This is a genomic window from Streptosporangium sp. NPDC002524, from assembly GCF_040295985.1.
In the GTDB taxonomy this organism is placed as follows: Bacteria; Actinomycetota; Actinomycetes; order Streptosporangiales; family Streptosporangiaceae; genus Streptosporangium.
On record NZ_JBEOWK010000003.1, the window covers coordinates 186,398 to 207,690 of the forward strand.

General features: G+C 72.9%; 18 protein-coding genes. 9 read left to right on the forward strand and 9 right to left on the reverse strand.

From position 1 onward, the window contains the following. Positions 1–127: 127 nt before the first annotated feature. On the forward strand, positions 128–955 hold the full coding sequence (locus tag ABT053_RS05795; protein WP_350967718.1) for an isocitrate lyase/PEP mutase family protein: 828 nt from the start codon (positions 128–130) through the stop codon (positions 953–955). Positions 956–994: 39 nt separating this feature from the next. On the opposite strand, the gene ABT053_RS05800 is transcribed toward ABT053_RS05795, so the two are convergent. Then, positions 995–2,191, reverse strand: coding sequence for a PP2C family protein-serine/threonine phosphatase (locus ABT053_RS05800; RefSeq protein ID WP_350967719.1), 1,197 nt, complete (start codon positions 2,189–2,191; stop codon positions 995–997). Between the two features lie 216 nt (positions 2,192–2,407). Further along, the gene (locus ABT053_RS05805; RefSeq protein WP_350967720.1) at positions 2,408–2,668 is read right to left on the reverse strand and encodes a hypothetical protein; all 261 of its coding nucleotides are present in this window, start codon (positions 2,666–2,668) and stop codon (positions 2,408–2,410) included. A gap of 249 nt (positions 2,669–2,917) precedes the next feature. Between ABT053_RS05805 and ABT053_RS05810 the strand changes: the two genes are divergently transcribed. Both ABT053_RS05810 and ABT053_RS05815 read left to right on the forward strand, forming a co-directional pair. Continuing rightward, on the forward strand, positions 2,918–3,808 hold the full coding sequence (locus tag ABT053_RS05810; protein WP_350967721.1) for an MHYT domain-containing protein: 891 nt from the start codon (positions 2,918–2,920) through the stop codon (positions 3,806–3,808). A 380-nt stretch (positions 3,809–4,188) separates the two neighbouring features. Next, positions 4,189–5,520 (forward strand): phosphotransferase, encoded by a 1,332-nt coding sequence (locus ABT053_RS05815; protein WP_350967722.1) that lies wholly within the window; start codon positions 4,189–4,191, stop codon positions 5,518–5,520. A 314-nt stretch (positions 5,521–5,834) separates the two neighbouring features. Here ABT053_RS05815 and ABT053_RS05820 read toward each other — a convergent pair whose 3' ends face one another. Continuing rightward, positions 5,835–6,017 carry a hypothetical protein gene (locus ABT053_RS05820; RefSeq protein WP_350967723.1) on the reverse strand — a complete coding sequence of 61 codons (183 nt, stop codon included), beginning with the start codon at positions 6,015–6,017 and terminating at the stop codon, positions 5,835–5,837. 523 nt (positions 6,018–6,540) lie between these two features. Between ABT053_RS05820 and ABT053_RS05825 the strand changes: the two genes are divergently transcribed. After that, a complete protein-coding gene (locus ABT053_RS05825; RefSeq protein ID WP_350967724.1) occupies positions 6,541–7,662 on the forward strand; it encodes a S1 family peptidase in 1,122 nt (373 codons plus the stop codon). Positions 7,663–7,726: 64 nt separating this feature from the next. Next, positions 7,727–8,299, forward strand: a complete 573-nt coding sequence (locus ABT053_RS05830; RefSeq protein ID WP_350967725.1) for a snapalysin family zinc-dependent metalloprotease — start codon at positions 7,727–7,729, stop codon at positions 8,297–8,299. 216 nt (positions 8,300–8,515) lie between these two features. Here the strand turns inward: ABT053_RS05830 and ABT053_RS05835 are convergent, their stop codons facing one another. Continuing rightward, positions 8,516–9,007: a GNAT family N-acetyltransferase gene (locus ABT053_RS05835; RefSeq protein ID WP_350967726.1), complete on the reverse strand. Its 492-nt coding sequence runs from the start codon at positions 9,005–9,007 to the stop codon at positions 8,516–8,518. A 212-nt stretch (positions 9,008–9,219) separates the two neighbouring features. On the opposite strand from ABT053_RS05835, the gene ABT053_RS05840 reads away from it, so the two are divergent. Then, the gene (locus tag ABT053_RS05840; RefSeq protein WP_350967727.1) at positions 9,220–9,663 is read left to right on the forward strand and encodes an SRPBCC family protein; all 444 of its coding nucleotides are present in this window, start codon (positions 9,220–9,222) and stop codon (positions 9,661–9,663) included. Between the two features lie 207 nt (positions 9,664–9,870). On the opposite strand, the gene ABT053_RS05845 is transcribed toward ABT053_RS05840, so the two are convergent. Together ABT053_RS05845 and ABT053_RS05850 are read right to left on the reverse strand one after the other, a co-directional pair. Further along, a complete protein-coding gene (locus ABT053_RS05845; RefSeq protein WP_350967728.1) occupies positions 9,871–10,473 on the reverse strand; it encodes an FxsA family protein in 603 nt (200 codons plus the stop codon). A 257-nt stretch (positions 10,474–10,730) separates the two neighbouring features. Then, complete coding sequence (locus ABT053_RS05850) at positions 10,731–11,279, reverse strand: helix-turn-helix domain-containing protein (protein ID WP_350967729.1); 549 nt, start codon at positions 11,277–11,279, stop codon at positions 10,731–10,733. 60 nt (positions 11,280–11,339) lie between these two features. Between ABT053_RS05850 and ABT053_RS05855 the strand changes: the two genes are divergently transcribed. After that, the gene (locus ABT053_RS05855) at positions 11,340–12,674 is read left to right on the forward strand and encodes an alpha/beta hydrolase (protein ID WP_350967730.1); all 1,335 of its coding nucleotides are present in this window, start codon (positions 11,340–11,342) and stop codon (positions 12,672–12,674) included. 65 nt (positions 12,675–12,739) lie between these two features. On the opposite strand, the gene ABT053_RS05860 is transcribed toward ABT053_RS05855, so the two are convergent. From ABT053_RS05860 to ABT053_RS05870, 3 genes are all read right to left on the reverse strand, one after another. After that, complete coding sequence (locus ABT053_RS05860) at positions 12,740–13,495, reverse strand: polyprenol monophosphomannose synthase (RefSeq protein WP_350967731.1); 756 nt, start codon at positions 13,493–13,495, stop codon at positions 12,740–12,742. Continuing rightward, positions 13,495–15,177: an apolipoprotein N-acyltransferase gene (lnt, locus tag ABT053_RS05865; RefSeq protein WP_502991708.1), complete on the reverse strand. Its 1,683-nt coding sequence runs from the start codon at positions 15,175–15,177 to the stop codon at positions 13,495–13,497. Before lnt ends, ABT053_RS05860 begins: the two co-directional genes overlap by 1 nt. A gap of 984 nt (positions 15,178–16,161) precedes the next feature. Further along, positions 16,162–18,510: a HelD family protein gene (locus ABT053_RS05870; RefSeq protein WP_350967733.1), complete on the reverse strand. Its 2,349-nt coding sequence runs from the start codon at positions 18,508–18,510 to the stop codon at positions 16,162–16,164. 169 nt (positions 18,511–18,679) lie between these two features. On the opposite strand from ABT053_RS05870, the gene ABT053_RS05875 reads away from it, so the two are divergent. Together ABT053_RS05875 and ABT053_RS05880 are read left to right on the forward strand one after the other, a co-directional pair. Beyond that, a complete protein-coding gene (locus ABT053_RS05875) occupies positions 18,680–19,876 on the forward strand; it encodes an ROK family transcriptional regulator (protein WP_350967734.1) in 1,197 nt (398 codons plus the stop codon). A 71-nt stretch (positions 19,877–19,947) separates the two neighbouring features. Next, entirely contained in the window at positions 19,948–21,291 is a 1,344-nt protein-coding gene (locus tag ABT053_RS05880; RefSeq protein WP_350967736.1) for an extracellular solute-binding protein, read from the forward strand. Positions 21,292–21,293 lie beyond the last annotated feature (2 nt).

Below are 21,293 nucleotides of genomic sequence, written 5' to 3' on the forward strand. Positions count from 1 at the left end.
GAGGACCGCCTCGCCGCGGAAGATCGTCCGGTTCCTCCCCCGGTGGCGGGAACCGGGGAAGTGGCCCAATCGATTGGCGCGGAATTGGCTCTTAAGGTCGGTCCGCTCGCCCCCTAGGGTCGCTCCCATGACCACTTCCACCAGCGAGAACACCGGCGGCACCACCTCTCCGACGGCCCAGGGGAAAGCCTCGGCGCTGCGGGCGCTGCACACACCCGGCCGTCCGCTGGTCCTGCCCAACGTCTGGGACGCCGCGTCGGCCCGCGCCGTCGAGGCGGCGGGCTTCCCGGTGGTCGCCACCGGCAGCGCCGCGGTCGCCCCGGTGCTCGGGTACGACGACGGCGAGGAGACGCCGGTCGAGGAGATGCTGGCCGCGATCGCCAGGATCAGCCGTTCGGTCGCCCTGCCCGTCACCGCCGACATGGAGCGCGGCTACGGGCTGGAGCCCGCGGAGCTGGTCGAGCGGCTCGTCGCGGCGGGGGCGTCCGGCTGCAACCTGGAGGACTCCGACCCCCGTACCGGGGCGATGGCCGACGTCGAGGAGCAGGCCGCCCTCCTCGGCGCCGTCAGGGCCGCCGCGACCGGCGCGGGCGTGGACCTGGTGATCAACGCCCGGGTCGACACCTACCTCCACGGCACGGGGAGCGCCGAGGAGCGGCTGGCCGAGGCGGTGCGGCGGGGCCGCCGCTACCTGGAGGCGGGCGCCGACTGCGTCTATCCGATCCTCGCGGACGAGGCGGGGGCCATCCGCGCGCTGGTCGAGAGGATAGAGGGGCCGATCAACATCCTGTTCCGCCCCGGCACGCCGTCGCTCGGCGAGCTGGCGGACCTCGGGGTGGCCCGCGTGAGCTTCGGCCACGGCCTGCACGAGGCCGTGCGGGCGTACGCGGGCCGGATGCTCTCGGCGATCCGGGACGGCGAGAGCCCCTACTCCCCCGACCTGTTCGCCCGCTGACCCCGGGGGCTCTTGAGGCTCAGGATCAGCGGCCCCGGCTCAGAGGCGCAGCTTCTTCTGGGCGCCGCCGCGCCACTCCACCAGCAGGACGGTCGCGTCGTCCTGCAGCCTCCCGTCGTGATACTCCAGCACGCTGCGGACCAGGCGGCGCAGGGTTTCCGGTACGGGAAGGCCGTCGGCGTTGCGGCGGATGATGAAGTCGACGAAACGCTCCAGGCCGAACTCCTGGCCCAGCCGGTTGCGGGCCTCGGTCATGCCGTCGGTGTAGAGGAGCACGCGGTCGCCGGGCTCCAGCTGCTCCCTGCACAGGGTCACGGTGAGCCCCAGGCCGAGCCCCATCGGGTGGGCGGGCGGGCACTGCAGGGTGGCGACCCAGCGCCCCCTCCTGATCACCACCGGGGGGTGGTGCCCGCGGTTGACCCAGGTGAACACGCCGGTGCGCGTGTCCAGGTTGGCGAGGATCGCCGTGGCGAAGCGGTTGCCCAGGCCGAACTCCTCGATCAGCACCTCCTCGATCCCCTCGCTGACCTCGACGAGGTCGGCGCCCTGGCGGCGGCGGTTGCGGCAGGCGGCCACCGCGAGGTTCGAGGTCAGCCCCGCGGACGCGTCGTGGCCCATCGCGTCGAAGACCGCCAGGTGGACGGAGTCTCCGGCCAGCGCGTAGTCGAAGGCGTCGCCGCCGAGCGCGTAGGCCGGTTCGAGCGCGGCGCCGATCACCACCTCCTCGTTGGCGAAGGTGAGCGACGGCAGCAGGTTCCACTGCATCTCGGCGGCGACGTTCATCGGCCGGGTCCGTACCAGCCGGGCGTAGGAGTCGCTCTGTGAGCGCTTGCTCACCAGCAGCAGCGAGGTCATGGACGCGAGATGCCGCATGTCCTCCTGGGCCCGGTCCTCGTCCGCCCCCGGCCGGACGCCGACGCGCAGCACCCCGAGGCGTTCGGTGCCGTCGAGCAGCGGCACCCACCAGTGGCCCGGTTCGTCCTCCGAGGGGAGCCTGGACAGGACGCGCACCTCCTGGAAGGCCCGGCCCGCCAGCGTCCCGTCGATCCGCAGCTCGCCCTTCTCCGTCTCCTCACCGGTGTCATCGGCGGTCAGCGGGCGCAGTACGTCCTGCTGCAGGTCGGCGAGGTAGATCAGCACGTCGCTCAGCCCGGCATGGGCGCCGTACCGCACGACGAGGCCCGGCAGGTCCTCCACCGCGCTCATGTGGCTGGCCTCGGCCAGGCCCGCGAGCATTCTCGCGCGCCCCTCGTAAGGCCCCGTCTCACCGTTCCCGCGGTTTCCGTCCGTTCGCGGTACAGATGGCACAGATCCGTCCACGACCACTCCTCGATACTCATGGCACCATCGGGCGGCCGGCACGGACAGCGTATCCGGCGTCCACCCAGAACCTTTACCCCTGCCCGGGGGATTGATCCGGCTCCCCCGCACCCCGTCGCGGGGCCCGGCGGGTCACCATTCGTCGGCGGGCAGGTCGACGCCGTTGACGCGGTCGTAGATCACCACCCCGTCGGACAGCCTGACCACGCGCACCCTCCTGGCGAGCCCCGCCGTCTCAAGGTCATGAGCCGAGTGCACGGCGTGCCGGGGGAAGTGATAGTGGTCGCGAGTGCTCCCGTGCGGGTCGTCACGCTCGCAGACGACCTCGTAGCGGTCCTCCGGCCATATCGGAGGCGGTGGCGTCTTTCTTCCTTGGCCGGTGAGCCTGATCATCGGGCCCCCTCCTCTCCTGGAATGTTCACTTCACGTGAGCGGAACAGTCACCGCGTGATCGTTTTAGGCATTCTTAATCACCCCATTATGGCCATTCGGAACCGGGGAACTGTAAGGTGAGCACCCCTCGCAGTGATTGGTCGGTCAGCCAATCGCGGCTCGGGCCACCCCACGACCGACCCCGCGTGCCGCCAGGCCTGACCACGACCTGGCACGTTCCAACTCTCCCCCGTCCGCCAGGAGTACGCCATGCCTGCCATCGACCATTTCGCCTACGGGTTCGTCACACCGGCGGCCTCGTACATCATGTCGAGTATCGGCTGTCTGCTGGGGCTGCTGCTCGCCGCGCGGGCACGCGGGACGGAGGAGGGGGGCTCGCCCCTGCTCTGGCTCGTCGGCGCGGCCCTGTCCATCGGCGGGACCGGCATCTGGGTGATGCACTTCATCGCGATGATGGGCTTCGACGTGCGGGGCACGTCGATCCGCTACGACGTGCCGCTGACCGTCGCGTCCGCGGTGCTCGCGGTCGTCGTGGTCGGCGCCGGGCTTTTCCTGGTCTCGCGCAGGGAGAACAGCACCGGCGCGCTCCTCGGGGGCGGGCTGCTGACCGGCCTGGGCGTGGCGGGGATGCACTATTTGGGCATGGCGGCCATGAACATGTCCGCGCACGTGAGCTACGACCCTCTCCTGGTCGGGGTGTCGGTGCTCATCGCCGTGGTCGCGGCGACGGTGGCGCTCTGGTTCAGCGTGCGCGTACGCGGGGCGCTCGCCACCACCGGCGCCGCCCTGCTGATGGGACTCGCGGTCAATGGGATGCACTACACCGGCATGTTCGCCATGGACGTCGGCGTCCACGACACCGTCTCGCCGACGAGCGGGGCCCAGGGCATGGACTTCATGCTGCCCCTGCTCGTCGGGATCAGCCTGCTCACCCTCGGGCTGCTCCTGGCCATCTTCCTGTCCCCCTCGGAGCAGGAGATGCGCGAGGACGCGGAGCTCCGGTCGCAGCTGCGGCGCTCCCGCGCGGGTGACGACCGGCCGGGCGACGGCCACCAGCCCGCCGGGCCGATGGAACCCCACGCACAGCCGAGCCGGCAGCGCGAGCCCTCCCTGTTCGACGATCACGGCCCCGGGCACTGAAGCAACGCCGAAGGGGCCCTGGGGGGACGCTGGAGGGACGCCGAGGAGGCCCCGAACGGCCTTGACCGGGCCTTGACCGGGCGTCGACAGGCCGCCGAGCGAGCACCTTCCGGCTCGGAGATGTCCCGGGAGGTCCCGGAAGGTCCCGGGAGGTCCGAGGGGCCCCGGCCCCCTTGGCCCGGGGAGGTCCTGGCGCTTCGAACCGGGGAACCCCGGCGCTCCGGCCCGGGGAGACTGGGCGCTCCGGCCCGGGGAGACCCGGGTGCTCCGGCTCAGGGAGGCGCCGGCGTACCGGCCCGGGAAAACCCGTGGCGCCGGAAGGCTCCCCGGCGGCACACTGCCCGCGTGAGTGAAGCATCGGGCCGCACGTGAGCGCCCCCGTGAGCGAGGCATCGGGCCGCACGGTGAGCGCCCTCGTGAGCGAAGCGCCGGGCCGCACGGTGAGCGCCCTCGTGACGGCCGGCGACGAGTGGCTGGGGACGGTCGGACCGTTCCCGGTGGCCGATCCCTGGTGGGCCGAGGTCGGATCGGTCGCGGCTCACCTGGAGGGAGTGCTCGGCACGCCCGTGGTGGTGCTGCGCCTGGTCGACGCCGAGGAGCGGGGCCGCGGCCCCCGCGAGGGCCACACGACCTACCACGTCGAGGCCCTCGACCGGCCGACGATGGGCCTGGCCTCCCTGCGGCCCGGTGATCCGGGCGCGGCCGGGAAGCCTGATCCGGGCGCGGCCGGGAAGCCGTCCGCGCCCGGAGACCTGACGGGCCCCGTGGCGCACCGGGCGGAGTGGGCGAAGGCCTCGGGGGTGCGCGCGGCGCTCGGCTGGGCCCGGACCGCGCTGCGCGAGGCGGGCAGGCCCGCCGAGGGGCCCGCGCGACAGGTGAAGACGTGGAACCTGGCGGGGCTGTTCCGCATCCCCACCAGCCCGGGACCGGTCTGGTTGAAGATCACTCCCGGTTTCGCCGCCGACGAGGCCCGCGCGATCGGGATGCTCGCGGCGGAGGATCCCGGCCTGGTGCCCGCGGTGGTGGCGGCCGACACCCCGAACCGGCGGGTGCTCCTGGAGCACGTGCCCGGCGGCGACTGTCACGGCGCGCCGCGGGAGGTCGTCGCCGGGGCGGTGAGCCGGCTGGCGAAGGCACAGGCGGCTCTCGCCGCGCGCGGGGGCGGGCGGCCCGAGGGGCTGCCCGACCGCACCCCCGCGACCATGACCACCCTGGTGGGCGGGCTGCTCGACGGCGAGGCGGGCCGCGACCTGGACGCCGGAGAGCTGCGCCTGGCCCACCGGCTGGCCGGCCGCCTGCCGTCGCTGATCGCCGCGCTGGAGTCCTGCGGCCTGCCGTGCACGCTGGTGCACGGCGACTTCCATCCAGGCAACTGGGTGTCGGGGCCGCGCGGCACCGTCGTGCTGGACCTGGCCGACAGCCACTACGGCCACCCCGCCCTCGACGGGCTGCGGCCCCGCGACTTCCTGCCCGCAGGCCACTGGGAGGCCGCCGCGGATGCCTGGTGCGCGACGTGGGCGGCGAGCGTCCCCGGCTGCGACCCGGCCCGCGCGCTGGTCCTGGCGGAACCGCTGCAGCATCTCGCGTACGCCCTCCGCTACCAGGAGTTCCTCGACAACATCGAGACGAGCGAGCGGCTCTACCACGAGGGTGACCCGGCGCAGGCCGTCCGCGCGGCCGTGACGGCCGCCGAGGTGATCGGCGTCATCTGAGGGGACCCGCCCCGAAGGAAACTCACCCCGAGGGGACAGCTGGGGCGTCTCCCCCGCGCGGACAGGCCTGTTCTCGTCCGCGAGGCCAGGGACGTCACCGAGGCGGGGCGGGACCCCCGGTGGGCGGCGGGGCGGCCCGTCACTCACTCACACACAGCGCGAGGAACACCCGGTCGTCAGACCTGCGACCGGCCCGCCCGTCACTCGCGCACAACGCGGGGAACACCCCGTCGTCAGACCTGCGACCGGCCCGCCCGTCACTCGCGCACAACGCGGGGAACACCCCGTCGTCGGACCCGTGACCGGCCCGTCCGTCACTCACCCGCGCACAGCGCGGGGGCCTTCTTGTGCGGGTAGACGTGGTCCAGCTCGTGGCCGGGCGGCAGGACGCAGCGGCGCTCGCCGGGCTCGGTGTGCGGGCACCGGAGCGCGTCGACGCGGCGCGGCAGCGTCGCCGTCTCCTCGCTCTCGTCGGCGGCGGCGGCTTCGTCAGTCATGACACGTGTCCTTCTGTGACGTCCGGGCCGTGACGGCCGGACGGTGGGGGGCCGGGACGGCGGCCCGCGCGGGGCGCGTCCGGGAGAGGCGAGGAGCGGACCTCGCGAGGGTGCCTTCCCCGTGACCGGCCGCACGTGCGGTGCGGCGACCCGTCCTCGCGAGTTCTGGATGTCCAGAACAAGTCATCGACGCGCTCCGTTTGATCGCTGTCAGGAATCGGCACCCGTGCGCCAAGGGCGCGACGACCAGTCTTCCAGAGTTCCCCCCGGCCGCGCGAGGGGGGAAAGCACGCGATCGGCGATCAACCGCCCGCCGTTTCGGCCATACTCCTCGGCCGTTTCGGTCTCATCGACGCCTCGGGAGGGAGGCGTCCGCGGTGCTCGTCCGGGCTGCCGCACCCCGTCCGCCATAGGCCAGGAAAACCATCAAGACCCCCCATAACATCGCGATAGGGATTCTTTGGGAGATCCCTCCACGAGCCTCTCCCGAATACCTTGACATCACCCCTCACAAGGAGTGTTCATGTTACGTCGAGGTACCCTCCTGGCCGGCGCCGCTACCGTGGCCCTGTACCTGGTCGCCACCGTGGCGCCCGCCGTCGCAGCATCCGCCCCCCCTGCCCCCCAGCCTCAGCCAGCCATGCTCGAGGCCCTCCAGCGCGACCTCGGCCTCACCGCCGAGCAGGCCGTCCAGCGCCTGGCCAACGAGCACCGCGCGGCCGCCTCCGAGGCCGCCCTGACCCAGGAGCTCGGCGCCAAGTACGGCGGCGCCTGGCTCAACGGAGACGCCTCTCAGCTCTCCGTGGCGACCACCGACGCCGCCGCCGCGGGCGCCATCAGGGCCAAGGGCGCGCAGCCCGTGATCGTCGGCAAGTCCCTCGCCGACCTCGACGCCGTCAAGGCCAAGCTCGACGGGGCGTCGGCGGAGGCGAAGGCCGGAGCGTCCCTCTGGTACGTCGACGTCGCGACCAACAGCGTCGTGGTCCTCGCCGGTACCCAGGCCGCGGGCGAGGCCCTCGCCGCCGCCGCGGGCGCCGACAAGAGCGTCGTGAAGGTGGTGCTCTCCACCGAGAAGCCCCAGGCCTTCATCAACATCATCGGCGGCAACGCCTACTACATCGGCGGCAGCCGCTGCAGCATCGGCTTCTCCGCGCGCCGTGGCTCCGCCCCCGGCTTCGTGACCGCCGGTCACTGCGGCAGGGCGGGCAACGCCACCACCAACCCGTCCGGCTCCTTCTACGGCTCGTCGTTCCCCGGCAACGACTACGCCTGGGTCTCCACCCCCGGCCACACCGTGACCCCCTACGTCCGCGGCTCCGGCGGCGCCAACGTCACCGTTCGCGGCTCCACCCAGGCCTCGGTCGGTTCCTCGATCTGCCGCTCCGGCTCCACCACCGGCTGGCGCTGCGGCACCATCCAGCAGCACAACGCCAGCGTGACCTACCCGCAGGGCACCGTGAGCGGCCTGACCCGCACCAGCGCGTGCGCCCAGCCCGGCGACTCCGGCGGCTCGTTCATCTCCGGCAGCCAGGCCCAGGGTGTCACCTCCGGCGGCTCGGGCAACTGCACCTCCGGCGGCACGACGTACCACCAGCCGGTCAACGAGATCCTCTCGGCGTACGGGCTGACGCTCGTCACCGGCTGATCTCACCTCCTCACCAGCTGCTCCCCGTGAGCAACCCCCCGATGGCCGAGGAGGCCCGCTAGAAATGTCGAGAATCATTCGCTTCGGCGTCGCCCTCATCCTGGGGCTGGCCTTCCTGGTGACGGTCACCCCCGCCCAGGCAGCGTCCGCCCACACGGCAGACGCCCGTACAGCGGCGGTTCGCGTGCTCAGGTACGACGCGAGCAGGGCCGCGGAGTTCCGGTCCGCCGTGGACCAGGCGGCTCAGATCTGGAACTCCAGCGTCTCGAACGTACGACTGGTGGCCGGCAGTCCCGCGGACTTCGTGGTGATCGCCGACAACGGCTGGCCCCGTGCGCAGCCCACCAGCCTGGGACGCGGAACCGTGTGGATGGGGCGGCAGGCGACCGCGGAGGGACACAACCCGCTGCGGATCGCCGCCCACGAGATCGGCCACATCCTGGGCCTGCCCGACCGGCGTACCGGTCGGTGCACGGACCTGATGTCCGGCGCGAGCGCGGGCACGAGCTGCACCAACCCGAACCCGAACGCGGCGGAGAGAGCCGAGGTCCAGCGTAACTTCGCCGGATTCGCCCCGGCGATCGACTTCGGTCGGATCTACGTCGACAGTCCGGAGCACGCGGCGTCCCCGTCCTAGACAGACGCCCGCGAGCACCTCGCCGGTCCGGCCGTTCCCTCGGCCGGGCCGGCGAACCCGTGTCCGGGGACCGGCGGGGACCCGGCCCCGGCGACCGGGAGCCCGGAACCGGGAGCCGGGAGTCCGGAACCGGGAGCCGGGAGTCCGGAACCGGGAGCCGGGGGCGGGGCGGGAGCCGGGAGATCGCCCGGAACGCCCCCTGTCGGGAGGCCCGTGTCAGAGGAGCTTCTCGAAGCAGAGGGAGCCGGGGAGCCGGTCGTAGGGGGCGAAGACGGGGATGGGGGTGTAGCCCTCCCGCTCGTACATCCTCACCGCGTCCGGCTGGCGGGGACCGGTCTGCAGGACGACCCTGGGCGCGCCCAGCGCGCGGGCCGCGTCCTCGGCGGCGGCCAGCAGGGCCCGCGCCACGCGGGTGCCCCGGTGGGACGGGGTCACGAACATCCGCTTGAGCTCCACGTCGTCACCGAGCCCGCGCAGCGCCACGTGGCCGACCGCGACGCCCTCCGCCGTGTAGGCGACCCCGGTGTAGGCGACGGTCTCCGGCTGGACGTTCATGCCGCTGGGCACGAGGCCGATGACGGCGAGCACGTCGGCGTAGCGGGCGTCCATCTCCTCCGTCATGGCCCGCCGGAGCGCCACGGCCGCCGTGTCGTCCCAGCCGACCGGCCGCACCTCGATCAGGCCGGTTCCCTGCGCGAACGCGGTCATCTGTGAAACCGCCCCTCTCCCCGTTCTCGCGGACCGTCCCCGGGCCCGCCGCGGCACGTGCCGCGCCGTCACGCCCTCGCGATCCCGAGTCGACCGAAATTCCGACTTAAAAGGTAGAAAAATAGGGTTTTTCTGTCAACGCCCACGGCAGGATCTCACGGGCGCGGCGGGGCCCGGGGGTCGGCCATCGGCCGCGGGGGAAGGATCCAGGGATGACCAGTTCCAGCATCAGCGTCTCGGTGGACACGCGGGTCCCGCCAGAACGGGTGTTCGCCGTACTGACCAACTGGCGGAGACACGGCGAGTGGATGATCCTGACCCGGGCGCGCGTCACCGCCGGGAACGGCCACAGCGTCGGGAGCCACCTGGAGGCCTTCACCGGAGTGGGACCGGCCGGGTTCCTCGACACCATGGAGATCACCGAGTGGGACCCGCCGAGGAGCGTGGGGGTCCGGCACACCGGGTGGCCGGTGCGCGGCACCGGGATCTTCCGCGTGCTGCCCCGCGAGGGCGGCGGCAGCACGATCGTCTGGGAGGAGGATCTCGACGTGCCGTTCGGCGCGGCCGGGCGGCTCGGCTGGCAGGTGATCAAGCCGCTGAACGCGGCCCTGTTCTGGTTCTCGCTGCACCGCCTGGCCTCGCTCAGCGGCCGGTGAGACAGGCGCGGCGCGCCAGGGGCCGGGGGCCTCGGAGGTCGCGCCCGTCGATCGGCGAACCGGTGGTGAACCGGGGGCCGGAACGCCACAGCCGCACCCGGTGATCGGTGAACCGAGGACCGGAAGGCCACTGGCCGCGCCCGGCGATCGGCGAACCGGCGGTGAACCGAGGACCGGAACGCCGGTGGCCGCGCCGCCCTGCCGCGCTCAGCGGTCGGTGAGACCCCGGCCGGAGTCCCCGGCGCCACCCGGCGCCCCCGCGCCACCCGGCGCCCCCGCGCCACCCGGCGCCCCCGCGCCACCCGGCTCGTCGCGGACGACCTCGCCGTGGACGACCGGCCCCGAGCCCGAGGGCCTCCCGGCGTCGCGCAGCACGTCGAAGGGCGAGCCGGGGCCGCCGAACGGCGAGCCGAGCCCGGCGCCCGCGGCGTTCCTGGCGACGAGGGTGCGGACCCGGCGGGCGAAGAACCAGGATCCGAGCCTGCGGACCAGCGGCCGGGTGAACGGCAGCAGGCACAGGAAGCCGAGGACGTCCGTGAGGAACCCCGGCGTGAGCAGCAGCGTGCCGCCCACCAGGACCAGCGCGCCGTCGGCGAGCTCGCGGTCGGGCATCCGGCCGCTCTGCAGGGCGCCCTGGAGGTTGCGCCAGGCCCGGCGGCCCTCGCGGCGCACGATCCAGGCGCCGAGCAGGCTGTCGGCGAGCAGGAGGGCCACCGTCGGCCACCCGCCGATGACCTGGCCGACCTGGATGAGGACCCATATCTCGAGGACCGGCACCACGAGGAAGGTCAGGAACAGCAGAATGCGCATTTTCGCCTCAACTCGTGCGACAGCCGTACGACATGAACAACGTCCCGAAGCGACGGCGCGTTCCGTGTTCGCTCAGCGTGGACGGCGTCCTCAGCGGACTCTCAGGATCGCATCCCCGAGGGGGTCCGGCGGCCTCGCGGGAGCATCCCGGACGGCCCGCGCGCGGGACCGCGGAACGAACTGCGTCTTCGGGTACGCGGGCGCGACCGGACGGCCCGCGCGCACGGGACCGCAGAATCGTGCGGGCCTGCGGTGTCTCAACCGGCCTGCGGGCCGGCGGGTGGTTCGTCGACCGGGAACAGGATCGGGCTGAGCAGGTACTGGGCCCGGTCCGGCGCGGGCGGGTTCGCCAGCCGGGGCGCGATCGCCTGGCGCATCTGGCCGATCATCTCCAGGAGCTCGTCCCGGCTGAGCCAGACGGCGTGCTGGCGGTAGCCCACGAGGTCCGCCGCCGGGTCGGCGTGGTCCCGGTCCAGGTAGGCGTTGAACTCGGCGAGCAGCGCGGTCATCGCCACGGCGAATCCGCGCCGGTGGTCGTCCGGGGTCAGCGACTCGGCCGTGGCGGCGTCGATCGTCGCCCGATCCTGCCGCAGCCGGTAGTGACGCTCCACGGCACCGCGCACCCGACGCTCGTCGGTGACCTGGAGGACGCCCCCGGCGGCGAGCAGGTCGATGTGCCGGTAGACGGTGGCCTTCGAGACCTCGGGGATCCGGGCGCACAGCTGGGAGGTGGTCAGTGTCCGGCCGCGCATCGCGTGCACGATGCGCAGCCGTATCGGGTGTCCCAGAAGCTCCAACGGGTCCATCCCCCTACGATCGCACACCGTGCTACCTTTCTCAAAAGCTGAGAAAGGTAGGGGGCGGCGATGGGCGTCGATCCACTGAAGATCGCCACAGAGGTTGTCGAGATGGCGCGGAACGGACGCTTCGCGGACGTCGAGAAGCTGTTCGCCCCGCCGCTGCGGGCGGTGGCGTCCGCCGAGACGCTGCGGATCGGCTGGGAGAGCCAGCACTCCAGGATCGGGGCGATCTCCGAGGTCGGGACGCCGGTCGGCGAACCGGCCCCCGAGGAGTGGGTGGCCGCGTCGGGGAAAGCTGGGCTGGTCAAGGTGAGCGTCCCGGTGACGTACGAACGCGGCGGGCTGACGGTGGTCATGTCGGTCGACGAGACCGGCCTGCTGCAGGGCCTGACGCTCGCGCCCGCGATCACCGGGCAGTGGACGCCGCCGCCGTACGCCCGCCGTGAGAGGTTCGACGAGCACGAGGTCACCGTGGGCTCCGGCGCGCTGGCCGTGCCCGGGACGTTGAGCCTGCCGCGCGGGCGCGGCCCGTGGCCCGGCGTGGTGCTGCTCGGCGGCGGCGGGCCGTTCGACCGGGACGGCACCACAGGCCCCAACAAGCCGCTCAAGGACCTGGCCTGGGGGCTGGCGGGCCGTGGCGTGGCGGTGCTGCGTTTCGACAAGGTGACCCGCGCCCACGCCGGCCGGGTGGCCGCGACGCCCGGCTTCACGATGGGCGAGGAGTACGTCCCGCACGCCGTCGCCGCCGTCCATCTCCTCCAGCGCCACCCGGACGTCGACGCCGGGAGGGTGCACGTCGCGGGCCACAGCATGGGCGGCAAGGCCGCCCCGCGGGTCGCCGTCGCCGAGCCGTCCGTGGCCGGCCTGGTGCTCCTGGCCGGTGACGCCCAGCCCATGCACCACGCCGCCGTGCGGGTCGTCCGCCATCTGGCCGCGGCCGACCCCGGCCCAGCCGCCCAGGCCGCCGTCGAGGCGATCACGCGACAGGCCGCGCTCGTCGACAGCCCCCATCTGTCGGCCGCCACTCCCGCCGCGAACCTGCCGTTCGGCTATTCGGGGGCGTACTGGCTGGACCTGCGCGGCTACGACCCCGTGGCGACCGCGGCCGCGCTGGACAAGCCGATGCTCATCCTCCAGGGCGGCCGCGACTACCAGGTGACCGTCGAGGACGACCTGTCGCGGTGGCGGGCGGGCCTGGCCCGTCGGCCGGAGGTCACGATCCGCGTGTACGACGCCGACGACCACATGTTCTTCTCCGGCACGGGCCCGTCCACGCCCGCGGGCTACGAGTCGCCCCAGCACGTCGACCCGGCCGTCGTCGCGGACATCGCCGGGTGGCTGACACCACCGCGAGGGAGGATCGCCCGGTTCGTCTCCGGCGTCAGGCGCCTCGTGCGCTGACCGCGAAGCCGCGAAGCCGCGAGGCCGCGGAGCCGAGGAACCGTGGAGCCGCAAAGCCGTGGAGGTCAGCGCCGGCGGTCGCGGCGGCGGCGTAAGCGGGCGGGCAGGCCGGTGACGCCCCACACGGTGATCCGCCACAGGGCCTCGAACACGATGCCCCGGCTCATCTTGCTGGCCCCCACGGTGCGCTCCACGAAGGTGATGGGCACCTCCTTGACGCGCATCCCGCCGATGGCCGTACGCAGGGTCAGGTCCACCTGGAAGCAGTAGCCCCGCGACTCGACGTCGTCCAGGTCGAGCTTCTCCAGGGCCGAGGCGCGGTAGGCGCGGAAACCGGCGGTGGCGTCGCGGACCGGGAGGCCGAGCACGAGCCTGGTGTAGATGTTGGCGCCGCGCGACAGGAACTCCCGCGAGGCCGGCCAGTTGACGACCTTGCCGCCGGGCACCCACCGGGACCCGATCGCCAGGTCGGCCCCCTTCGCCAGCGCGGCCAGCAGCTTGGGCAGCTCCTCCGGCTGGTGTGAACCGTCGGCGTCCATCTCCACGAGGACGCCGAAGCCCTCCTCCAGGCCCCAGCGGAAGCCCGCGATGTAGGCGGCGCCCAGCCCCTGCTTGGCCGGGCGGTGCAGCACGTGGACGTGGTCGTCGGCGTCCGCCAGCTCGTCGGCGATCGCCCCCGTGCCGTCGGGGCTGTCGTCGTCGGCGATCAGGAGGTGGGCCTCGGGCACGGCCTCGCGCAGCCGCCGGGTGATAAGTGGCAGGTTCTCCCGCTCGTTGTACGTCGGGACGATGACGAGCACCCGACCAAGCATCCGCTCCATCACGCGTCTCCCACCTGCTGATCATCCTCCCGGTTCGCGGAGTGCCCCGCGCGGGGCGTCCGGCGGCGCCAGGCGGCGGCCACCGCACCGGCACCCACAAGTATCAGGGCCCATTCGGGCAGCGCGCCCACGCGGGTGGCGACGGTCCGCGCGGTCCTGACCGGAACGGTCAGGACGTTCATGGCCTGTACCAGCTCACCGGTACGCCAGGCGATCGAGCCGTCCGGGGTCACGTACGCCGAGATGCCGGTGATCGCGGAAGTGATCACCGCCCGGTTGTGCTCCACGGCCCGCAGCTGCGACATGGCGAGCTGCTGCGGCGGCAGGTTGGTCATGGCGTAGGTGGCGTTGTTGGTCTGCACCACCAGCGGCGTGGCACCGGTCCTGGCGGTGTCGCCCACGATGCCGTCGAAGGCCACCTCGTAGCAGTTGATCGCGCCGACGGTCACCGGGCCCAGCTTGAGGTCGCCGTCGCGGGTGCCCGCCACCGACTGCCTGCCGACCAGGGAGGCCCGCTCGAACAGGGCGAGCACGAGGTCCTTGAGCGGGGTGAACTCCCCGAAGGGGACCAGCTGCTGCTTGTCGTAGTAGGCGCCGGGGCCGGTGACCGGGTCCCAGACGATGCTGCGGGTCGCCCGGTTCCTCTCTCCGATCCTGACCACGGCGCCGACCAGGACGGGGACCCCGACGTCCTTGACCGCCGCGTCGATCTCGCCCCGGGCGAACGCGTCGCTCAGCGGGTCGATGTCGGTGGAGTTCTCCGGCAGCACGATCAGGTCGGGGCGGGGCGTCCTGCCCTCCCTGACGTCTCGCGCCATCTGGTGGAGCATCCGGGTGTGGTTGCCGAGGACCACGGCGGGCTCGTCGCCCAGCGGGTGCATGCCCCGGCCGGGGACGTTGCCCTGGATGACGCCGACGGTCACGCTCCTGCCCTCGTCGCCGTACCGGGGAACGGCGAGGGTCGCGGCCGGTACGGCCAGCGCCCCGGCGAGCGGCAGGGCCAGCGCCCGCCCCCAGCGCCCGCCCCGGAGGGGGCGGGGACCGGGCGGCGCGGCCGGGCCCGAGGACACCGGCGGCGTCCCCGGCCCCGAGGACGCGGGCGGGCCTGAAGCCTCGGGCGGGCCCGAAGGCGCGGGCGGATCCGAAGCCGCGGTCGAGCGGGAGGTCGAGCGGGAGGCCGGGAACCGGGCGGACGCCGGGAGGGAGCCTGACGCCGGGAGGGAGCGCGTCGCGGCCAGGGCGAGCAGGCCGCCGCACAGGGCCACCGCGAAGCTCACCAGCGGCGCCCCGCCGAGCGCCGCGTACGGGGTGAAGATCGACTCCCCCTGGCTGAAGGCCACCCGCGCCCAGGGGAACCCGCCGAAGGGGAACCGCCCCCGCGCCCACTCGGCCGCCACCCAGAGCGCGGCGCTCCACAACGGCCACAGAGGCAACCGGGTCACCAGGGCGACTCCCGCCCCCCAGACGGCGTAGAAGACGCTCTCCATGGCGACCAGGCCCACCCAGGCGTCAAGGCCGATCGGGTTCACCCAGCGCAGGGCGGGCAGCAGCAGGGCGAACCCCACCAGGAGGCCGAGCCAGGCGCCTCGGCGCGGGCGGGTACCGCGGACCGCCAGGACCGCCAGGGCCATGCCGGGCGGCGCGAGGAACCACAGCCCGAGCGGCGGGAAGGCGAGGAACATCAGCAGTCCCCCGGCCACCGCGCCCGCGACGCGGGCGGGCAGCGCCAGGCGCGACCCCGGGGACGGGACCTCCGCGCCGGGCGGGCCGTCGGCGGGCCCGGCCACCGGACGCCGCACGGAACCGGCCACCGGGCCGTCCGCCGAACCTTCCGACGGACCGGCCGTCGAACCGGCCGTCGAATCCCGTACAGGACCGTCCGCCGAACCTTCCGGCGGACCGGCCGCCGCACCGTTCACCGGACCGGCCGTCGAATCCCGTGCGGGACCGGCGGCCGAGGCGTTCGCAGGACCGGCCTCCGGAGCTCGCGCGGGACCTGTCACCGAGCCGTCCGCGGGGTCGTCCGCCGCGGATCTCTCCGGCACCGGGGCGGCCGTCTTGTCCTGCACCACGGGCGGGGCTCCTTGGGATGTCGGGCGGGCGGGTGGCACCTGGTCTTCCCAGCCGGTGTTCACGGCCGATATTCCTAGCCGGAACGCTACCGCCCGGCGGGCACGCCCCCAAAAGCTCCACACCACATTAACCAGGAGCAACAATAAAGCATTTGAAATCCGACAAAACCCCCGTAAACGGCAACGGGGCGGCCCGGGTGTCGAAGGACACCCGGGCCGCCCCGACGCTTGCGGCGCTCGCACGGGAGCGGGAAGAGGGCCCGGACGACCCTTCGGACCGGTTCCGTCCCGTCGGCGGCGAGCGCGGATTGCCGTTGTCTACTGGGTGCCCGGACCCCTCCTGGGTCCAACCCCCCGCCCGGAAGGAGTGCCCCGCCTCGACGGACTGCCGGTCCTGCGCCTGGCTGTACGGACGGGGTCATCCCCCGTCACGGGCGCAGGAGACGGCGATGTCGAATGGCGGCCGACCGGCCAGTCCCGTGCTGGACTGGGCAGCAAACTACCGAGCCCAGCGCAGATGTCAACCGTGTCACTAACTGCGGAAACATCAAGTTTTCGCAGCTGGGACATGATCGACGAGAGCCGTCAATGGTCTCATGTGATCCGATGTCCCTCAAGTCGAGCGAGCGCGCCGGGAAGCGGACCGTCGTGCACGACGCCAAGCCGCTGGGTGGCGCGGGTCAACGCCACGTAAAGGTCGCTCGCCCCGCGCGGGGACTCGTCCAGGATCAGCTCCGGTTCGACCACGACGACCGCGTCGAACTCCAGCCCCTTGGCCTCGGCGACGGTGAGCACCGCCACCTGCGCGTCCAGGGCGGCCGACCCCGGCCCGGCCACCGCGCCCTCGACGGAGCGGACCACGACCTCCCCGAACTCCCCGGCGCGCGACTCTGGGACGATCACGACGAGCCGCCCGCCCTCGACGACCTCGGCCTTGACGATCTCGCCGAGGGAGGCCGTCGGCGAGGCCGCCCACGGGTGCGTCCCCGTCTCCCTCACCGAGGTCGGGGCGGTCAGCGCCGGGTCGACCAGGGTGAGCACGTCGGCGGCCACGACCATCAGCTCGGCCGGGGTGCGGTAGTTGACGCTGAGGGTCTCCTCGCGCCAGCGTCCCGACACGTACGGGTCGAGGACGCGGCCCCAGGAGCGCGCCCCGGCCGACGAGCCGGTCTGGGCCAGGTCGCCGACGATCGTCATCGACCGCGTCGGGCAGCGGCGCATCAGCATCCGCCAGTCCATCGGCGACAGCTCCTGCGCCTCGTCGACGATGACGTGGCCGAAGGCCCAGGTGCGGTCGGCCGCCGCGCGCTCGGCGGTGGTCAGGAAGACGTCGTCGCCGAGGTGGCGGGCGGCGAACCTCTCGGCGTCCATGATGTCGGACAGGCCGGTGAGCTCCAGGACCTCCTTGGCGTACGCGAGCTGGTGCTGCCGCTCGTCGAGCGCGGCGGCGCGCTGGGCCGCCTGCTCCTCCTCGGCCATCCAGGCCCCGGCCCGCAGCACCGCGGGGTCGATGTCGCCGAGCAGCTCGGCGGCCTCGTCCAGGAGCGGCACGTCGGACTCGGCCCACCAGTTCTCGCCCTTGCGGGGCGGCTCGCGCAGCATCAGCTCGCGCTCGGCCTCGCCGAACTCGGCGGCGGCGTGGTCGAGGCGCTCGCGGGAGGTGAACAGCCCGATCAGGAGCTGCTGCGGGGTGACGTAGGGCCACAGCCGGTTCAGGGCGGCCTTGACGGGCCGCTCGGTGCGGAGGTCCTCGCGGATGTCGGCGAGCTCGTCGTCGTCGATCATCCCCTTGCCGAGCTGCCTCGCGGCCTGCCGGGCGAGCGCGTTGAGCAGGTGGCGGACGAAGACCGCGCGGGCCTCGTTGTGCGCCCTCTTGGAGCGGGCCGCCCGGTTGCGGGCGGCCTCCAGGACGCTGCCCTCCAGCCGGAGGGTGTAGCGGTCGAGCTTGATGTCGATCGGCTTGCGCGGCACCCGCTGCCGCTCGCGCACGGCCCGCGCGACGACCTGGGCCATCCGGGCGTCGCCCTTGAGACCGGCCACCTCGGGACGCTCCCTGCGGCCGGGGACGACCCCCGGGTACAGCTCGGAGACGGTCGACAGCAGCACGTCGGTCTCGCCCAGGGAGGGCAGCACCTGCTCGATGTAGCGCAGGAAGGTGAGGTTCGGCCCGAGGATGAGCACGCCCCTGCGGGCCAGTTTCTCCCGGTGGGTGTAGAGGAGGTACGCGGCGCGGTGCAGCGCGACCACGGTCTTGCCGGTGCCGGGACCGCCCTGCACGACCAGCACCCCGTTGAGGTCGGAGCGGATGATGCGGTCCTGCTCGGACTGGATGGTGGCGACGATGTCGCGCATCCGGCCGGTGCGCCTCGCCCCCAGGGAGGCCAGCAGCGCGGCCTCCCCGTTGAGGGTGGCCACGTCCTCCTCGGTGAGGCTGTCGAGGTCCAGGAGATCGTCGTCGATCCCGATCACCGTGCGGCCCTTGGTCTGCAGGTGGCGGCGGCGGGTGACGCCCATCGAGGCGGCCGGGGTGGCGCCGTAGAAGGGCTGCGCCACCGGCGCCCGCCAGTCGATCAGCATCCGGCGCTGGTCGTCGTCGGCCAGGCCGATGCGGCCTATGTAGAGCGAGGTGTCGTCGGCGTTGTCGAGCCGGCCGAAGCACAGGCCGTTCTCGACCGCCCACAGGCGGCCCAGGCGTTCGGCGTACATCCCGGCGAAGCTGTCGCGCTCGGAGCGGTTCTGGTGCGTGCCGCCACTCCCGCCCTGCGCGAGGACGCCGTCCAGCTGCCGCTGGGTGCGCTCGCGCAGCAGATCGAGCCGGGCATAAAGGCAGGAAACGTACTCCTGCTCCCGGGTCAGCTCGATTTGACGGGTTGCCGTCGCTCCATTATCGTTGCTAGTAATGGGATACTCCGGGCCATTGCGCTGGTTGTTATGACAAACCATCACCCTAGCAGGTCCGTCGAGAAGTTTACCCGCCCCTCCGGCATCACAGCTTGATTGCGGCGTTCCCTGCCTGCTTGACGAGAATCCGCCGGGTTCCTTACATTCACTCGAAGTTAGGAAAGTTTCCTAACTCTGCTTCATCGGTGGATGTAAGACGCACGGAGGACCAGTGGCTCAGCCGACGCCCGGCACCCCCAGCCTGCTACGCGCGATCAACGACCGCGCCGCCCTGCAGGCGCTGCTGGAGCGCGGCCCGCTGACCCGCCCCGAGATCGGCGCCCTCACCGGCCTGTCCAAACCCACCGCCTCCCAGCTTCTCATCCGCCTGCAGGAGGCGGGCCTGGTCGTGCTCGACGGCATCCGCGAGGGGCTGCCCGGCCGCACCGCCGAGGTCTACCGGCTCAACCCCGCCGCCGCGCACGTCGCCGCGCTCGACGTCACCCGCGCGGGCATCGACGTCAGGGTCGCCGACATCACCGGCGCCGTGGTCGGTGAGCACCACCTGCCCAGCCCCGGCCGCTCCGGCGGCGACGCGCTGGAGCGGGTCAGGGCCGCGCTGGAGGGCGCGGGCGCGCCCCCGGCGCTGCGGCGCGTGGTCATCGGCGTTCAGGGCACGATAGACCCCGGCACCGGCAAGATGGCGTACGCCACCAGCAAGGACATGCCCGGCTGGCACATCCCGGACCTCGTCCGCACCCTCGGCGACGGCCTCGGCGTGCCGGTCGACGTGGAGAACAACGTCAACCTCGTCGCCCAGGCCGAGCAGGCGCACGGCGTGGGCCGCGGCCATCGCGACTTCGTGCTGCTCTGGGCCGACGAGGGCCTCGGCGCCGCGCTGGTCCTCGGCGGGCGGCTGCACCGGGGCGCCACCGGCGGCGCCGGAGAGGTCGGCTACATGCCCACCCCCGGCGCGCCGACCGCCAGGGACACCGGCCGCTACGCCAACCACGGCTACCAGGCCCTCACCGGCGGCCCCGCGGTGCTCAAGATCCTGCGGTCGTACGGCGTGCGCGGCACCGCGCCCGCGCAGGCGGTGCTGAACGCCGTGCAGGCCTCGGCGTCCACCGGCAGGCGCGCCGACGACGCCCGCGCCGGGCTGCGCGACATCGCCTCCCGGCTCGCCGTGGGGCTGGCCGCGATCACCTCCGTCGTCGACCCCGAGATCATCGTGCTGACCGGCGGCACCCTCCTCGCCGGCGGCGACACCCTGCGCGAGCTCGTCGAGCACGAGCTGCACGCGCTCACCATCCCCAGGCCCCCGCTGCTGCTGTCGACCGTCGAGGGCAATCCCGTCCTCGCCGGCGCCCTCGACCTCGCCCTCGCGACCGCCCGCGACGAGGTCTTCAGCTCCACCGTCCCCTCCTGATCCCCCGCCGCCCACCACGCAAGCCCCGTACGGACCCCCGCCAGATCCACCGTCCCCAGGAGGCAGCCGTCGTGCACCGACGCTTTCTCACCTTCGCCCTGGCCACCCTGACGGCCGCCACCCTGACCGCCTGCACCGCGGGCACCGAGAGCGCGCCCGCGCTGGGCTCCCAGCCCAGGCCCTCGGGCTCCGCCTCCGCCGCGCTGCCGGCCTCCACCATCGAACTGTGGCACGGGTTCTCCGCGCCCGCCGAGGTGAAGGCGTTCGAGGACGCCATCGCGGGCTTCCGCACGAAGTTCCCCCAGATCACCGTCAAGCTGGTCAAGGGCGTGCAGGACGACCAGATCACCCAGGCGGTGCGCGGCGGCAAGGCGCCGGACGTCGCCTCCTCGTTCACCACCGACAACGTGGCCCAGTGGTGCCGCAGCGGAACGTTCCAGGACCTCACCCAGGTGATCAAGCAGGACGGCATCGACCTGTCCGTGCTGCCTGAGGTCTCGCGCTCCTACACCGAGTACGAGGGCAGGCGGTGCGTGATGCCGCTGCTCGCCGACGCGTACGGGCTCTACTACAACAAGGCCCTGATGAAGGGCGAGCAGCCGCCCAGGACGCTCTCCGAGCTGACCGCGCTGACCAAGAAGCTCACCGTCCGCGACGCCGACGGGACCATCAAGGTCGCCGGGTTCATGCCGAGCTTCCAGTACTACGAGAACACCGCCTCGCACCTGGCCCCGATGGTCGGCGCGACCTGGTACAAGCCGGACGGCACCTCGGCGGTCGGCTCCGACCCGGCGTGGAAGGAGCTGCTGCGCTGGCAGAAGGAGCTCGTCGACTGGTTCGGCTACGACAAGCTGGAGAAGTTCCGCAAGAGCCTGGGCCAGGAGTGGTCGGCCGACCACCCCTTCTACAAGGGCAAGATCGCCATGGTCCTGGACGGCGAGTGGCGCAACGCCATGCTCGCCAACGAGGCCAAGGACGTCGACTACGGCACCGCGCCGCTCCCGGTCTCCGACGCCAAGCCCGACCTGTACGGCGGCGGCTTCACCGCGGGCACCGTGATCGGGGTGCCCAAGGGCGCCAAGAACCCGCAGGCCGCCTGGGAGCTGGTCAAATACCTGACCACCGACACCTCCGCGCTGGTCACGCTCTCCAACGCGCTGCGCAACGTGCCGACGACCAAGGCGTCGCTGGAGTCGCCCGACCTGGTGAAGGACGCGAACTTCCAGACCTTCCTCGACATCTTCGCCCACCCGAAGACGATCACGATCCCGGCGAGCGTCAACAGCACCTTCAACCAGGACTCGCTGCAGGAGTTCATGGTCAGGTGGGAGAAGGGCTCCGTCACCGACCTCGACGCCGGGCTCGCCGCGGTCGACAAGCGTTTCGACGACAAGCTGAAGCTCTCCGGGGGCTGATC